This is a genomic window from Massilia oculi (genome assembly GCF_003143515.1).
Taxonomy (GTDB): domain Bacteria; phylum Pseudomonadota; class Gammaproteobacteria; order Burkholderiales; family Burkholderiaceae_D; genus Telluria; species Telluria oculi.
In genome coordinates this window covers 1,241,613-1,257,533 of the sequence record NZ_CP029343.1, presented here as the reverse complement: position 1 = coordinate 1,257,533, position 15,921 = coordinate 1,241,613, and the positions used below count along the sequence as shown (strand labels likewise).

Here is a 15,921-nt window from a genome sequence, read left to right as displayed (position 1 = left end):
TCAAGACAAGCGGATTTTGCTACCCTGTCGCCGTGGATAGCAAACAGAAAAACGGATCGATCCTGACAGGGGAAAAAGCGCGCGCCGCCTGCCAGGCCGGGGTCCTGCATGCGATCTCGCGCCTTGTCGTTTCCCTGTTCCTGTCCCTGGCGCTGGCCATTGCCGCGCTGACAACGCTGCCGGCGGCGGCCGCGCCCGAGCCGACCCTGCGCTTCGAGCACCTGTCGGTGCAGCAGGGCTTGTCCCAGGAGTCGGTCCTGTCCATCGTCCAGGACCGCGACGGCTTCATGTGGTTCGGCACCCAGTCCGGCCTGTCGCGCTACGACGGCTACCGCTTCGTGCACTACCGCAGCGAGATCGGCAACCCGCGCAGCCTGTCCAGCAACTGGGTGCGGGTGCTGCACCTGGACCGCCACGGCCGCATGTGGCTGGGCACCGACGGCGGCCTGAATCGCTACGATCCCGCTACCCGCAGCTTTACCCTGTACGCGCCGCACGAGCCCACCCGGCGCGGCACCGGCAACCGCCAGATCAAGACCATGATCGGCGACGGCGGCGACGGGCTGTGGATCGGCACCGCCGACGGCCTGCAGCACTTCGATCTCGAGACCGGCAAGTTCACCGTGTGGCACCACGTGCCGAACGACGAGCGCGCCCTGCGCGACAACGGCATCCAGGCGCTGGCGCTCGATGCCGACGGGCGGCTGTGGATCGGCACCGCGGCGGGCCTGGACAGCCTGGCCCCCGACCGCCGGACGATCGAGCACCACCCATCGACGCTGGATGTCCGCTCGCGGCCGGTGCACGCGCTGCTGGTCGACACCGGCCAGCGGCTCTGGATCGGCCGCTACGGCGGGCTGGAACGGCGCGAACTGCGCGGGCCGGAAGCTGGAAACCTGCGCCGCTTCGGGCCCGCCGACGGCGTCAAGGACTCCTGGATCACCACGCTGTACCAGGATCCCGACGGCACGGTGTGGGCCGGCACCCACGACGACGGCCTGCTGCGCTGGCGCGCCGGGGACGAGCGCTTCGACGCCTTCCGCAACGTCGTCACCGACCGCCACAGCCTGGTCGATAATTACGTCTCGGCCCTGTACCGCGACCGGGTCGGCACCTTCTGGGCCGGCACCTGGTATGGCGGCGTCTCGCGCGTCGACCTGGGCAGCGGCGGCTTCGCGCGCCTGAACGCGCGGCCCGGGGTGGAGGATTCACTGGCCGACAACAAGGTGCGCGCGCTGCTGGAAGACGGGCAGCGGTTGTGGGTCGGCTCGGCCACCGCCTTGCACCACTTCGATCCGCGCACCGGCAAGGCCGAGGTGTTCCGGCACCACAAGGACGACCCCAACAGCCTGATCGACGTGCCGGCGGCGGCCCTGGTGCGCGACGGCGCCGGCCTGCTGTGGATCGGCAGCCGCTCCGGCATCACCTCCTTCGATCCCCGCACGCGCCGCTTCCAGCGCCAGGTGCTGCCGGGCGACGCCGACGCCAACAACGTGCGCTCGATGCTGCTCGATCGCGCCGGCTCGATCTGGATCACGACCCGCGGCGGCATGCACCGGCTCGACCCGCTCACGCGCGCCGTCACCAGCTACCGCCACGATCCGTCGAAATTCACCAGCCTGTCGGACGACATCGCGCGGCCGATGCTGGAAGACCGGCACGGCCGCTTCTGGGTTGGCACCTTCGCCGGCCTCGACCTGCTGGACCGCGCCAGCGGCCGGTTCCGCCACTTCAGGCATGATCCCTACGACCCGAACAGCATCAGCCACGACGAGGTGCACCACCTGATGGAAGACAGCCGCGGCGACATCTGGATCGGCACCGCGGTGGGCCTGAACCGCATGGTGACGGGGCGCGACGGCGCGCTCAGCTTCACCCGCTACACCACGCACGACGGCCTGGTCGACGATTCCGTGGCGGCGATCGTGGAAGACCAGGACGGCCGCATCTGGGCCAGCACCTCGAGCGGCATCTCGAGCTTCGATCCGGCCAGTGGGCGCTGGCGCAGCTATACGGCGGTCGACGGCATTACCGAGGGCGCCTTCTTCGACGCCTCGGTGTTGCGCACGGCCGACGGGACCCTGTATTTCGGCGGCTTCAACGGCATCACCGCCTTCGACCCACGCGCGATCCGCGACAACCGCATCGCGCCGAAGCCCGTGATCACCGGGCTGCAGGTCTACAACCGCCCCTCGAGCAGGCCTTCCCGGGCCTGCTGCCGGGACCGATCGAGAACGCCAGCGCCGTGACCCTGCCGGCCGAGGCCGCCGTGCTCACGCTCGAATTCGCGGCGCTGCACTTCGCCGCGCCCGAGCGCAACAAGTTCGCCTACCGGCTGGACGGCTTCGACAAGGGCTGGGTGAACGCCGGCGCCGACCAGCGCTTCGCCACCTATACCAACCTCGATCCCGGGACCTATGTGTTCCGGGTGCGCGCGGCCAACAAGGACGACGTCTGGAGCGAGGACGTGGCGGCGCTGGCGCTGACCATCGAGCCGCCGCCGTGGGGCACGCCGTGGGCCCGGATCGCCATGATCGTGCTGGTGTGCAGCGCCGTCTACGTGGGCCTGCGCTTCCGCCTGTCGAGCCTGCGCCGCCACAAGGAACGGCTGGAACACCAGGTGAGCGCGCGCACCGAGCAGGTGGAGCAGCAGAACCGCATGCTCGAGCAGCAGACGCAGGAACTGCGGGAGCAGGAGCGGCGCGGGCGCCACCAGAGCAACGAGCTGGCGCGCGCCTATCGCGCGCTGCAGGAGAACGAGGAAGTGCTGCGCCAGGCCAAGGAGCGCGCCGAGGACGCGACGCGCCAGAAGTCCGAGTTCCTGGCCAATATGAGCCACGAGATGCGCACCCCGCTGGCCGGCGTGATCGGCATGCTGGGCTTCGCGCTGCGCGACGCGGCGCTCAGGGACCACACGCGCGAGCAAATCCTGCGCGGCCAGGCCAATGCCGAAGCGCTGCTGGCGATCATCAACGACCTGCTCGACTTTTCGAAGATCGAGGCCGGCAAGCTGACCGTCGAGCGCATCGACTTCGACCTGCACGAGAAGATGCGCAACGTGGCCAGCCTGTTCCAGGAGCAGGCCGCGGGCCATAGCCTGGACTTCTCGGTCCAGGTCGACGACAACGTGCCGCGCTTCCTGGTGGGCGACCCGACGCGCGTGCGCCAGGTGCTGGTGAACCTGATCGGGAACGCCTTCAAGTTCACCAGGTCGGGCAGCGTGGCGGTGCAGGTCGAATGCAGGCCAAGCGACCAGGACCGCCCGCCGGGCATGCACATGATCCGCTTCACGGTGCGCGACACCGGCATCGGCATCCCGGCCGATGCGCTGCCGCGCCTGTTCCAGAAGTTCGAGCAGGCCGACACCACCACCACGCGCCGCTACGGCGGCACGGGCCTCGGCCTGGCGATCTGCCGCCAGCTGGTGGAACTGATGGGAGGCACCATCGGCGTCAACAGCCAGGAAGGCAAGGGCAGCGTGTTCAGCGTGCTGCTGCCGCTGCCGGACGGCGTCGAGCCGGCCCACGTGGAGCATGCGCCGCGCGCGCCGCACAGCCATCGCCTGCGGATCCTGTGCGCCGAGGACTTCCCGACCAACCAGATCATCGCGCGCCTGATGGTCGAGGAGATGGGCCACGCGATCGACATCGTCGACAACGGCGTGGAAGCCGTCGCCGCCTGCGCCCGCAAGCGCTACGACCTGGTCCTGATGGACGGCCGCATGCCCGAGATGGACGGCGCCAACGCCACCCGCCTGATCCGCGCCGGCGGCCCGCAGGATGCGCCGGTAGCCGATCCGCACCTGATGATCGTGGCGCTCACCGCCAACGCCTCCGACGAGGACCGCACGCGCTACCTGGCCTGCGGGATGGACGCCTTCCTGACCAAGCCGATCGACGAGGCGGCGCTGCATGCCCAGCTGGCGCGCGCGATCGAGCGCCAGCTGCAGCGCGGCGTGCCGCTCGAGCCGATGCCGGCGCAGGGCACGCTCGACAGCCGCGCGCAGGCGATGGCGGCGCTGGACGCGATGTTCGAAGTGACCTTCGATGAACCGGCGGCCGCACGCAAGGCGGAACCGGCGGCGCCTGCGCGGCCGGCGGCGACCGGGCATGGGGATGGGGAGGCGCTGGCGGTGCGCCTGCGCGCCGCCTTCCGCGCCGACCTGCCGCGCCGCCGCCGTGAGCTGGCGGCCGCGGTCGCATCAAGCGACCTGGACGCGGCCGGCCGTATCCTGCACGGCCTGCGCGGCAGCGCCGGCCACCTGGCGGAGCCAAGCCTGCAGATGCTGTGCGGCGAACTGGAAGCGGCGGCCGACGCCGGCGACCACGCGCGCCTGCGCGCCGGCCTGCCGCAGCTGCATGCATTGCTCGATGCCTTCGCGCCGCACTGATCGGCAGACAATCTTGCAACCGTGCTACCGTGCCTGCCTATAATGCAGGTCTTGACCGATCAGGCGGAGAGCGAATGAAGGTGCTGGTAGTGGACGACGACATCGTGGCGCGCATGATGCTGATGCATCTGGTCGACAGCTGCGGCAACCATGCGATCCTGGAAGCGGAAGACGGCGCCGACGCCTGGCGCCAGCTGGAGGCCGGCCTGCGGCCCGACATCGTGTTTTGCGACCTGCGCATGCCGCACCTGTCCGGCCTCGAGCTGCTGCAGCGGCTGCGCGCGGACGGTGCGACGGCGGCGCTGCCCTTCGTGCTGGTCTCGGCCGCGTCCGACGCCGCGACGCTGGACCAAGCGGCGGCCCTGGGCGCCAGCGGCTACATCGTCAAGCCGTTCCGCCAGGAGGACGTGCGCGCGCAGTTCGATCGCTTGTTTCCAGCCGGAGGAGACGACATGCCCCCGGACGAAGCACCGCACGAGGTCGCGCGCCGGCTCGGCATCGACGCCGCGCGGCTGCGCCTCTATCTCGACGGACTGGCGCGCCAGCTGCAGGCGGCCATGCACGAACCGCCGCCCGGCGACGAAGGGACGCAGGCGCGCCTGAACCGCCTGCGCGAAGGCTGCAAGACGCTTGGCCTGTACGGCGCCGCCGCGGCACTGGCCAGGGTGGCCGACACCCGTGCTCCGGCGCCGCAGGACGTGGCGGCGGCGCTGGCGACGGCCAGCGCGGCGGTCGTGCGCCAGGCCGGGCGCGCCGCGCATGGCTGAGCGCAAGAAGAGGTGGCGAATCCGCTTGTCGAAGAGGTGCTTTAGATTTAAAGTATTCCTGGATTGTTGCTTGAGCGCTTATTGCCGTCGCCTCGTCTCACCCAGCCGGGATCATTCATGAACGACGCCACCATCGCAACCCTGTCCCCGTCCGGCCACACGGATGGCTTCGCCCGCGCCAACCTGCCGCCGCCGCACGCCTGGCCCGAATTCCGCTTCGACCTGCCCGAACTGCATTACCCGCCGCGCCTGAATTGCGTCGCCGAACTGCTCGACAGCGCCGTCAAGCGCGGCTGGGGCGGGCGCACGGCGCTGGTCGGCGCGCGCGAGCGACTGAGCTATGCCGAGCTCCTCGAACGGGTCGACCGCATCGCCCACGTGCTGCGCCACGACCTGGGCCTGGCCACCGGCAACCGGGTGCTGGTGCGCGGCGCCAACTGCCCGACGATGGCGGCCTGCATCCTGGGCGTGATCAAGGCCGGCTGCATCGCGGTGCCGACCATGCCGCTGCTGCGCGCGCGCGAACTCGGCGCCATCGTCGACAAGGCGCGCGTGAACGCGGTGCTGTGCGCCGGCGCCCTGGTGGACGAGGTCGACGCGCTGGGCCTGGCGGTGCCGGTGCTGGCGTTCGACGCCCCGGCCGCCGACTCCCTCGAACAGCGCATGGCGCGCCATGGCGCGCCGTTCACGGCGGCCGACACGGCAGCCGACGACGTCTGCCTGATCAGCTTCACCTCGGGCACCACCGGCGTGCCGAAAGGGACCATGCACTTCCACCGCGACGTGCTGGCGATCTGCGACTGCTTCCCGCGCCACGTCCTGCGCGCCCAGGCCGACGACGTCTTCGTCGGCACGCCGCCGCTGGCCTTCACCTTCGGCCTGGGCGGGCTGCTGCTGTTTCCGCTGCGGGTGGGGGCGGCCGGGGTGCTGATCGAGAAGCTCACGCCCGATACCCTGCTGGGCGCGATCGCGGAGCACCGCGCCACGGTGTGCTTCACCGCGCCGACCTTTTACCGGCAGATGGCGGCGCAGGCAGGCCGGTTCAGGCTCGCCAGCCTGCGCGCCAGCGTGTCGGCCGGCGAGGCGCTGCCGGTGGCGACGCGCGCGGCCTGGCAGGCGGCGACCGGGCTGGCCATGATCGACGGGATCGGCGCGACCGAACTGCTGCACATCTTCATCTCGAGCGCAGGCGACGACGTCCGCCCCGGCGCCACCGGCAAACCGGTGCCCGGCTACCAGGCCTGCATCCTCGACGCCGAGGGCCGGCGCGTGGGGCCGGGCGTGATCGGCCGGCTGGCGGTGAAGGGCCCCACCGGCTGCCGCTACCTGGCCGACGAGCGCCAGCGCGACTACGTCCAGGATGGCTGGAATCTGACCGGCGACGCCTACGAGATGGATGCGGACGGCTATTTTTATTACCGCGCGCGCCTTGATGACATGATCATCTCGGCCGGCTACAACATCGCCGGCGCCGAGGTGGAAGAAGCGCTGCTGCACCATCCGGCGGTGGCCGAGTGCGCGGTGGTGGGGCGGACGGACCCCGAACGCGGGCAGGTGGTCGAGGCGCATGTCGTGTTGCGCAGCGGTCAGCTCGGATGCGAAGAGCTGGCCCGCGAGCTGCAGGAATTCGTGAAATGCCAGATTGCACCGTATAAATATCCGCGCGCAATTCTATTCAAGGAACAGCTGCCGCGCACCGAAACCGGTAAACTGCAACGGTTTAAATTACGCACTGAAGCGGTTTGAGGAATTGCATGGATGACGACAGGCGCAAAGAGGTGGCCGCTGCCGCTGGGAGAGGGGCGGCCGGGCTGGACCTGGAAAGCCGCCTGACGGACGAACATCACCAGTCGCTGCGGCTGTGGCTGCGCATGCTGTCGTGCACGACCCGGATCGAGAACGAGATCCGCAGCCGCCTGCGCACCACCTTCGGCATCACCTTGCCGCGTTTCGACCTGATGGCGCAGCTCGAGCGGCATCCGGATGGGCTGCGCATGGGCGAGCTGTCCAAGCGCATGATGGTCACCGGCGGGAATATCACCGGGATTACCGACCAGCTCGAGCGCGAGGAACTGGTGGTGCGGGTGCAGGATGCGCGCGACCGGCGCGCGTCGGCGGTCAAGCTGACCGCAGCGGGCCGGGCAGCGTTCGCCGAGATGGCGGCGGTGCATGAACGCTGGATCGAGGAGATGCTAGCGGATGTGCCTGGCGAGGACAAGGCGGCCATGATCGCCTTGTTGTCGACCATGAAGCGAAAACTGCGGGTGGACGATGAGGTCTAGGGGCCGCTAGTCACGCTCTGGCTGCTCGCCGATCTAAATCGGCGGCGGCAGCGAGAACGCCGTTTTCACGTCGCGCGCCTCCCGGCGCGGACTGCGTTGGAAAAAAAGCTTGAATTCCCGGCCGAGCACGGCAAGGGCGCGCCGATCGTGCGTGCCGCCGAGCCGCGCGAGATCGCCAAGATCATCGCCTTCCTGGCGTCGGACAAGGCCAGCTTCATCGGCTGAGCATTGTCAGCCGAATCCCCAAAAAAAGGTACCAACAACTGCAGCCGCTGGGTAAGTTACCGCAATCGGATGTCCTGCATTGTCCGTCTGTATATCCGCGCGACCACACTAAAAGCATGAACAAGCGTGGGCTTATTTGATGTCAAGGATATTGTCGCTCCAAGTACTTACCATTGATTCTTGGAATGTTTTGCGAAGACACCTATAGCCGAGGACGAATTCGCGCTGTCGCCATGTTTCGTCATCGGGTTAAAGCAGCCTCAGCGGCGGATAAATGAACCTCAATGACCTGATTGAAGGATTTACCAGCCTGAGCGAGTCGCATCGCCCCATACGTTTGCGGTTTTCGCGAGGACAGCAAGCGTCTGGCGACGTCCTGCTGGTCCAGCGTGTCAGCGGAACCGAAAGCTTGTGTGGCGGACTGGAATACCGGCTCCTGTGCGTGTCGACACGCGCCGATCTCGCTCTGAAGGACTTCATTGCACTGCCGGTCGAGCTGCAGTTCGTGACGGGACTGGATCAATCCATCTAACCGCAAGCCAAAAGAGGGGGGCGGGTCGTTCGAGCGGACATGCGGGTATCTGGATCGAGTGCAGCAATTTCATCAGACGATCGCGGGCACTTACCACCCCAACAGTTACGCCCATTATGGTGCCGACCGCGGGCGACAGAGCTTTGGCGAAGTGGTATGGGAAATCAGGAACTGTGCTGACCCCAGCGGGTGGCAGGACTGGCCTATTATCAGCGATACCAAACAAGGGAAACTCGAACTGGTCAGTTGGGATGTCAACAACCGTGGCAAAACATTTGCAGAGAGCCCCTCCATCCCCAATCCTAATATCAGCAAGGCTTCTGCCGCGCCGGTTTCAAACCCGAGTGGTAATAAATCGATTCACGCGACAATTCTTCCAGCAAGCGCGCCTGGTGATCAGACGGTGCCCGCCAGGTCCGCCGATCACCAGCTGCACAGCGGCATGTTCAAAGGTGTGTTCCGCCAGACCGGCTACGAACATCAGTCCAGCTACAAGGATCCTCTGGCTATCGCCTAGACCTTGTACAGCATCGTGCGCATCGCCCAGAAGGCAAGCTGGAAATGCTGAAAGGAATACCATGTACCCGACCGCCATCAGACGCTTCATCCTTATTCCACTTGCTGCCGCGAGCCTGCTGCTCGCGGCATGCGACCCTTACCAGAAAGAATGGAAGACGCCGAACATGACCGCCCCTACTCCCCGCCTGCAACACATGTTCGAGAAAACGAAAACTGTCTGCTTTGGCCGGTTCACGGTCGACGTGCCGGTATCGGCTACTGTCGCCTGGGGGAGCACGGATGTCCCACTGGGCGTCACCATCTACCGTGATAACGTGGATGAAGTAAAGGGGTTGGCCCAGAAGCTCGTCGACGAGCTGAGAAGTGAAAAGGCCATTTACCTTAATAACATCCCCTTGCTGATTTCAGTGGACGAGACGCGGCAGCCTGAAGGGCAAATCGTCGCAGGCTACGAAGGGTTTGAAGCGATGGCTGAGCTGAAAATTAGTGGCTTCTTTGGATTAAACAATGACGGCGTCATCATTGATGCGCGTCCATTGAAAAGGCAAAAAGACGAAGTCATCGCAGACATAAAAAGCATGTCCCGCCGCCTGCGGCAACGTGCGGACGACGAAGCCCCTGCCGAGCCCGGAAACTGCATTGAACACTTTTTTTTGCCAGACAAGCAAAATCCAACACAGGATGATCTGATGGAGCACATCCGTATTGGCTTTCGTTTGAAAGAGTTCCCCGACGCGCACTTTTCAATTTATGTCGCACCATCGAATCCTCACGATCCTGAGGGCGACTCGCTCCGGACCCAGTGGAAGCGCGTCAAGGAAAGCCCAACCACGCCCGAAGAGAAACTTGCGCTCGCCAAAATTGATTTTTTCCGCGAGAGCGCGCGCCGGATACATGATTGGAAGACAGGCTACGAGGTCCTCTTGCGTAACCCCGACGAAGAACACGTCCATTCTTATCACGACTTCCAGGCCAAATTCACGGGCGTTCCCCATGACCCGTTCAGACCGTACGCCGACATCCAGTTCCAGACCGGCGTCGGCGACAACGCCGCCGGCTCCACGAAGGCCAGCCTGACCGACGAAGAAGCCATCGCGGTCTGGGACAGGATCATCAGCACCATCCGCGTGCGCGCGACCAGTTCCAATCCCTTGAAATCCGCCGACACCGGTCCACGCCTGCCGCTGGGCGAACTCGCCGCAACCGGGCGCACCTGCCCGCAGACCGGATTGTGGGAGCACGATGGGCCGGGGACGGCGGGGGACAACCGCCGTCAACTCATCCGGGCCGGCGACCGCATGCCGCATGTGGTGGCAATGGGCGAACCGTCGATCTGGCAAAAACTCAAGGGGCAACGGCCCTCTTATCGGGCGGCGACGGTCTGGAAACTGGTCAGCTACGATGATGCGCCTGCTCTTGCGCACACGGCGGGGCAGCCAACCTCGATCGTGGGAATCCCTCCCTCGGACGACCTTTCGAAAGATGCTGCCGATCCCAGGCCGAACGGTGGCCGTGGCGAACAAACCCCACCCAATGAGAAAGGCTGAGCGATGCCCAATGTGATTCGATTAGGTGACGCAACGTCTCATGGTGGCAAGGTCGAAAGTGTGAGCGCCACGCACTTCACGGTTGATGGAGTCCCGGTCGCCTGCGTCGGTGACGCATGCAGTTGTCCCGTCAAGGGGCATGAGAAATGCACGATTGCCGAAGGCGATCCGAGCCACGTCATCAACGGCATTGCCGTTGCCTACGACGGACATAGAACGACTTGTGGTGCAAGCCTGATTGCTTCTATCGGAAACTTCAGTGGGCAATAAAGAACCCGTTCCCTGATATTTCAGGCGCATGTGGTGAGATGCGGTGAAACATTCCGATTGAAAGGGGTGGTCCCCCCGACTGGAATCGAACCAGTATCCCACGCTTAGGAGGCATGTGCACTATCCATTGTGCTACGGGGAGGAGGCAGGTTCCGCCATGACTGGCGACGCCTCGCAAGACAAAGCCTGCAATCCGGTGGCCGCGCCTGCAAGACAGACCGCGACCATGGATCGACTGCAATTATAGCCGAGGATAGCAAGAGTTTTGCAAGTTCGGGCTCGCCAGTCGGTACAATGTGCGCCTTAATCAATCAACGCACATTTTCCGACCCCGCGCCGGCAACACCGCGCGACGGAACGCTTACCGATCATGGCAGTCATCTCCCTCTCCTCCGCGCAACTGGCCTTTGGCCACGTCCCGCTGCTCGACCACGCCGATTTTTCGCTGGAAACCGGCGAGCGCGTCGGTCTCATCGGCCGTAACGGCACCGGCAAGTCCTCGCTCCTGAAGATCATCTCGGGCCGCTCGAAACTCGACGACGGCCTCCTGGTCATGCAGCAGGGCGTGAGCATCGCCTATGTGGAGCAGGAACCGGTGTTCGACCCGCAGATGACCGTGTTCGAAGTGGTCGCGCTCGGCATGGGCGACCAGCAGGCGATGCTGACCGAATACGAAGAACTCACCGGCAAGTTCGGCCAGGGCGACGACGATGCGCTGATGGAGCGCATGCACGTGCTGCAGACCAGGCTGGACGCCACCGACGGCTGGAACCTGGCGAACAAGGTCGAGACCACGCTGGGCCGCCTGAACCTGGCGGGCGAGGCGAAGATGGGCACCTTGTCGGGCGGTATGCAGAAGCGCGTGGCGCTGGCCGTGGCCCTGGTGTCGGCGCCGGACGTGCTGCTGCTCGACGAACCGACCAACCACCTGGACTTTACGTCGATCAAGTGGCTGGAGAGCTTGCTGCGCGAGTTCCGCGGCTCGATCCTGTTCATCACCCACGACCGCAGCTTCCTGGACAATGTCGCTACCCGCATCATCGAACTCGACCGCGGCAAGCTGCTCTCGTTCCCGGGCAATTTCACCACGTACCAGGAACGCAAGCGCGAGCTGCTGGCCAACGAGGAAGTCGAGAACGCCAAGTTCGATAAATTCCTGGCGCAAGAGGAAGTGTGGATCCGCAAGGGCGTGCAGGCACGCCGCACCCGCGACGAAGGCCGCGTGCGCCGCCTGGAAGCGCTGCGCCTGCAGCGCGCCGCGCGCCGCGACCAGCAGGGCCAGATCAAGCTCGACGTCGCCACCGGCGAGCGCTCGGGCAAGATCGTCGCCGACCTGGAAGGTGTGTCGAAGCGCTATGGCGACAAGGTCATCGTCGACGGATTCACCGGCACCATCATGCGCGGCGACAAGGTCGGCCTGATCGGACCGAACGGCGCCGGCAAGACGACCCTGCTCAAGATCATCCTGGGCGAGGAAACGGCCGATAGCGGCGCCGTGCGCCTCGGCACGAAATTGAATGTCGCGTATTTCGATCAGATGCGCACCCAGCTCAACGAAGAGGCGAGCCTGGCCGATACCATCGCGCCTGGCAGCGACTGGGTCGAGATCAATGGCCAGCGCAAGCATGTGATGACTTACCTGAACGACTTCCTGTTCTCGCCCGAGCGGGCGCGTTCGCCGGTCAAGTCGCTGTCGGGCGGCGAGCGCAACCGCCTGCTGCTGGCGCGCCTGTTCGCCAAGCCGGCCAACTGCCTGGTGCTGGACGAACCGACTAACGACCTCGACATCGATACCCTCGAACTGCTGGAAGAATTGCTGGAGGAATACACCGGCACCGTCTTCCTCGTCAGCCACGACCGTACCTTCCTGGACAATGTCGTGACCCAGGTCATCGTGGCCGAGGGCGGCGGCAAGTGGCGCGAATATGTCGGCGGCTATACCGACTGGGAGCGCGTCAGGGCGGCGGCTCCGGTGGTGCAGGCGACGGCGCCGAGCGCGCCCAAGGCCAGCGCCGCCAAGGTGGAAGAAGCGCCGGCCCAGGGCGCGGGCAAGAAGGTCAAGCTGAGCTACAAGGAACAGCGCGAACTCGAAGAACTGCCGCAGCTGATCGCTTCGCTCGAAGACGAGCAGTCCGCGATCACCCTGCAATTGAATGCGCCCGACTTCTACAAGACGAATCCGGCCGACGCCAAGCGCATCAATGCGCGGTATGCCGAGATCGAAGACCTGCTGCTCGACGCGCTCGACCGCTGGGAACGCATCGAGGCGCGCGCCAGGGGCGAGTAAGCGCATCATCCGAGAGATCGGATTCGAACACCATCTTCGGCTGGCCGGCGTCATGGCCGGCGTCGACTATGGCTTGTTGTATATGCGGCATCGCAAGCCGTTGTCGCCGATACTGGCTCACGCTATCACCTGTGGATTGCCGGGAGTCCGGGTGGTGCGTATCGGAGGCCGGCAGTTCTGGTAGTTCCTTTAGCGCAGTATCTACTGGGAAACGCAGAACATGCCTTCCAACCCTGCATCGCATCGGCTTCGGACCGTGGCGGCCCTGGCGGCGGTGTTGTGTTCTTTCCCAGCAGTGTCCGCGCCGAACGATGCGCAGCAAGAAGACGGGCTGCGGCTGCTTGGCGGCATCGGCTGGGCCTACGACGACAATATCTTGCGTGTCGCGGACGACGAGCAACCGTTCGAAGGCCGGCGCAGCGATTCCTATCGCACCCTCGATGCCGGCGTCGTGCTCGACAAGTACATCAGCCGCCAGCGCATCGCGGCGACCGCCAAGGTGTCGAAGGTCAAGTTCGACCACTTCGACCAGCTCGACTACGATGGCCGCGACCTGCAGGCGAGCTGGCTGTGGCAGGCCGGCAAGGGGTTCGAGGGCCGTCTCGAAGCGCTGTACGTCAAGACGCTGGCGCCGTACACCGACTTCGACAGCGACCAGCGCAATCTGCGCGAGCAGCGGCGCCAGTTGCTTGATGCCGGCTGGAAGCTGCATCCAAGCTGGAAGCTGCGCGTCGGCGCCGCGCGCGACAAATACACCTACGAGCTGGAGGCCCAGCGCTACAACGACCGCACCGAAAAGACCTATGAAGTCGAGCTCCAGTACCGGCCGAAAAGCGGCAGCACGGTCGGCCTGGTGGCGCGCCGCGTCGATGGCGCCTATCCGTACCGGCGGCCTTACAACAGCAGCGTGCTCACCGACGATTTCACGCAGGACGAGCTGAAGGCGCGAGTCGACTGGCTCGCCAGCGGATCGACGACGCTGCAGGCGCTGGTCGGCTATGCGCGGCGCGACCAGCCTTCGTACGACGACGGCCGCACCAGCGGCGTCAATGGCCGTGTCACCTGGCTGTACAAGCCGCAAGGCAAGATCAGTTATGGCGCGTCGCTGTGGCGCGAGTTCGCGCCGATCGAAAGCGCGCGGGTCAGCACCACCCTGAACAAGGGGGCGAGCCTGCAAGCCTCCTGGCGCGCGACCGACCGCGTCAGGGTGGACGCCCGCGCGTCCTATGAAAAGCGCGACTACACGGCGCGCGACCTGTTTGCCGGCTCCGATGACCTGACCGACGCGATCCGCAGCGCCAGCCTGCGGGCACTATGGCAGGTCCGGCCCAAGGTACAAGTGATTGCCGGCTACGCCTATGAATCGCGCTCGGGGTCGCAGGCACTCGGCACCGGCAAGTTCGACGCCAATATGGTGCAGCTGAGTGCCAATGTGCTGTTCTGACCAGGGATGTGGCGGCGCATGACGGTCAACGACATTCCCATCATTTCGTTCTTCCAGCGCGTGCTCGATCCGCTGATCGTGATGGGCAGCCTGTACCTGGCGACATTGGCCTTTGGCGAACCGTTCTCCGGCTATTGCCTGGTGCTGATGATCCTGGCCTTCTTCATCTCGTCGGCCGTCTACCAGCAAATCGATCCCTACCGCACCTGGCGCAGCGGCCGCATGCTGGCCTATGCGCGCGATACGGTGTTCGGCTGGTGCCTGACGCTCGCCGTGCTGTACTTCCTCGGCTCGGCCAGCGGCATGACATACTATTACGACGAGCGGGTATTGCTGGCCTGGGCGGTGGCGACGCCGCTGACGATCCTGGCCAGCCATATCGCGGTGCGCTTCGCCACCGGGGGCCGCAAGCACCACGCGCGTGAAATGCGCTCGGTCGTGGTGGTCGGCGCCAACGATGCCGGCATCAAGTTCGCCGCCGTGTGCGAGCGCCATCCGAACCTGTTCATGCAGGTGCAGGGCTTTTTCGACGACCGTGGCGACCGGCGCCAGCCGCCCGGCCTGCGCCATCCGATGCTGGGCAAGATGGCCGAGGTCGCCGCCTATGTGCGGCGCAAGAACATCAAGATGATCTTCATCAGCCAACCGGTCTCGGCCCAGCCGCGCATCCGCCAGCTGGTCGACGAGTTGAAGGACACCACTGCTTCGGTCTATTTCTTGCCCGACGTGTACGTGTTCGACTTGATGCAGGCGCGATTCGATACCGTGGGCGGCATGCCGGTGATCGCGATCAGCGAGACCCCATTCATGGGCTTTAACAGCGTGCTCAAGCGCGGCACCGACGTCGTGGTCAGCACGCTGGCCCTGGTTCTGCTGGCGCCGCTGATGGTGGTGATCGCCCTTGCCGTGAAGCTCGGTTCGCCCGGCCCGGTGCTGTTCAAGCAGCGCCGCTACGGGCTGTATGGCGAAGAAATCTATATCTATAAATTCCGCTCGATGACGGTGCTGGACGACGGGCCGACCATCGTCCAGGCCCGGGCCGACGATCGCCGCATCACGCGCATTGGCCATTTCCTGCGCCGCACGTCTCTCGACGAATTGCCGCAGTTTATCAATGCGCTGCAAGGACGCATGAGCGTGGTCGGGCCGCGTCCGCATGCCGTAGCGCACAACGAGGAGTGCCGCAAGCTCATCAAGGGTTACATGCTGCGCCACAAGGTCAAGCCGGGCATCACCGGCTGGGCCCAGGTAAACGGCTTGCGCGGCGAGACTGTTACCCTCGACAAGATGGAAGCGCGCATCCGCTACGACCTTGATTACCTGCGCAACTGGTCGTTGTGGCTCGATCTGTGGATCATCCTCAAGACCGTCAAGGTCGTCCTCACGCGCGAGAACGCGCACTGACGCCGGCCAGTCGCCGCACGCGAAAATTGAACCGTCGGGCTTCGCGCGCATCGAATGGCAGGGTGGCCGGGTTCCAGCCGGGCTTTCGAGTCTATCAATTTTGTCCCGGAAATTGATGAGCGCTAATCGACACGCTCTTTGATCTGGACGATTGCCGACAAGCTTGCGCGGCCATCCACGCTGGGTAGAATCGATAGCTGGAATGCAAGAGCAATCGTCGGTTTCTCCGCCGCAATAGGGGGGACATCGGCATT

At 65.4% G+C, this 15,921-nt stretch carries 13 protein-coding genes and 1 tRNA gene; 13 read left to right on the top strand and 1 reads right to left on the bottom strand.

The annotated features are described in order from the left end of the window. Positions 1-32: 32 nt before the first annotated feature. The 10 genes from DIR46_RS27185 to DIR46_RS05775 all read left to right on the top strand — a co-directional run bounded on the left by DIR46_RS27185 (position 33) and on the right by DIR46_RS05775 (position 10,532). Positions 33-2,249 (top strand): ligand-binding sensor domain-containing protein, encoded by a 2,217-nt coding sequence (locus tag DIR46_RS27185; RefSeq protein ID WP_229446515.1) that lies wholly within the window; start codon positions 33-35, stop codon positions 2,247-2,249. After that, entirely contained in the window at positions 2,246-4,390 is a 2,145-nt protein-coding gene (locus tag DIR46_RS27180) for an ATP-binding protein (RefSeq protein ID WP_229446514.1), read from the top strand. The genes DIR46_RS27185 and DIR46_RS27180 overlap by 4 nt, the downstream gene beginning before the upstream one ends. A gap of 74 nt (positions 4,391-4,464) precedes the next feature. Continuing rightward, a complete protein-coding gene (locus DIR46_RS05810) occupies positions 4,465-5,157 on the top strand; it encodes a response regulator (RefSeq protein ID WP_109344385.1) in 693 nt (230 codons plus the stop codon). A gap of 117 nt (positions 5,158-5,274) precedes the next feature. Continuing rightward, positions 5,275-6,903, top strand: coding sequence for an AMP-binding protein (locus DIR46_RS05805; protein ID WP_109344384.1), 1,629 nt, complete (start codon positions 5,275-5,277; stop codon positions 6,901-6,903). Positions 6,904-6,911: 8 nt separating this feature from the next. Continuing rightward, the gene (locus DIR46_RS05800) at positions 6,912-7,439 is read left to right on the top strand and encodes a MarR family winged helix-turn-helix transcriptional regulator (protein ID WP_109344383.1); all 528 of its coding nucleotides are present in this window, start codon (positions 6,912-6,914) and stop codon (positions 7,437-7,439) included. A gap of 96 nt (positions 7,440-7,535) precedes the next feature. Beyond that, a complete protein-coding gene (locus tag DIR46_RS27595; protein WP_282433177.1) occupies positions 7,536-7,664 on the top strand; it encodes a hypothetical protein in 129 nt (42 codons plus the stop codon). A gap of 274 nt (positions 7,665-7,938) precedes the next feature. After that, entirely contained in the window at positions 7,939-8,196 is a 258-nt protein-coding gene (locus DIR46_RS05790; protein ID WP_109344382.1) for a hypothetical protein, read from the top strand. 58 nt (positions 8,197-8,254) lie between these two features. Next, on the top strand, positions 8,255-8,713 hold the full coding sequence (locus tag DIR46_RS05785; protein ID WP_205289080.1) for a hypothetical protein: 459 nt from the start codon (positions 8,255-8,257) through the stop codon (positions 8,711-8,713). A 61-nt stretch (positions 8,714-8,774) separates the two neighbouring features. Beyond that, positions 8,775-10,262: a T6SS immunity protein Tli4 family protein gene (locus tag DIR46_RS05780; RefSeq protein ID WP_109344381.1), complete on the top strand. Its 1,488-nt coding sequence runs from the start codon at positions 8,775-8,777 to the stop codon at positions 10,260-10,262. 3 nt (positions 10,263-10,265) lie between these two features. Further along, positions 10,266-10,532: a PAAR domain-containing protein gene (locus tag DIR46_RS05775; RefSeq protein WP_109344380.1), complete on the top strand. Its 267-nt coding sequence runs from the start codon at positions 10,266-10,268 to the stop codon at positions 10,530-10,532. A 67-nt stretch (positions 10,533-10,599) separates the two neighbouring features. Here the strand turns inward: DIR46_RS05775 and DIR46_RS05770 are convergent. Beyond that, a tRNA-Arg gene (locus DIR46_RS05770) sits at positions 10,600-10,674 on the bottom strand. Positions 10,675-10,902: 228 nt separating this feature from the next. Between DIR46_RS05770 and abc-f the strand changes: the two genes are divergently transcribed. The 3 genes from abc-f to DIR46_RS05750 all read left to right on the top strand — a co-directional run bounded on the left by abc-f (position 10,903) and on the right by DIR46_RS05750 (position 15,667). Next, complete coding sequence (gene abc-f / locus DIR46_RS05765; RefSeq protein WP_109344379.1) at positions 10,903-12,819, top strand: ribosomal protection-like ABC-F family protein; 1,917 nt, start codon at positions 10,903-10,905, stop codon at positions 12,817-12,819. 220 nt (positions 12,820-13,039) lie between these two features. After that, entirely contained in the window at positions 13,040-14,263 is a 1,224-nt protein-coding gene (gene epsL / locus DIR46_RS05755) for an XrtB/PEP-CTERM-associated polysaccharide biosynthesis outer membrane protein EpsL (protein ID WP_109344378.1), read from the top strand. An 18-nt stretch (positions 14,264-14,281) separates the two neighbouring features. Then, positions 14,282-15,667: an undecaprenyl-phosphate glucose phosphotransferase gene (locus DIR46_RS05750; protein WP_109347921.1), complete on the top strand. Its 1,386-nt coding sequence runs from the start codon at positions 14,282-14,284 to the stop codon at positions 15,665-15,667. The last annotated feature ends 254 nt before the right edge of the window (positions 15,668-15,921 follow it).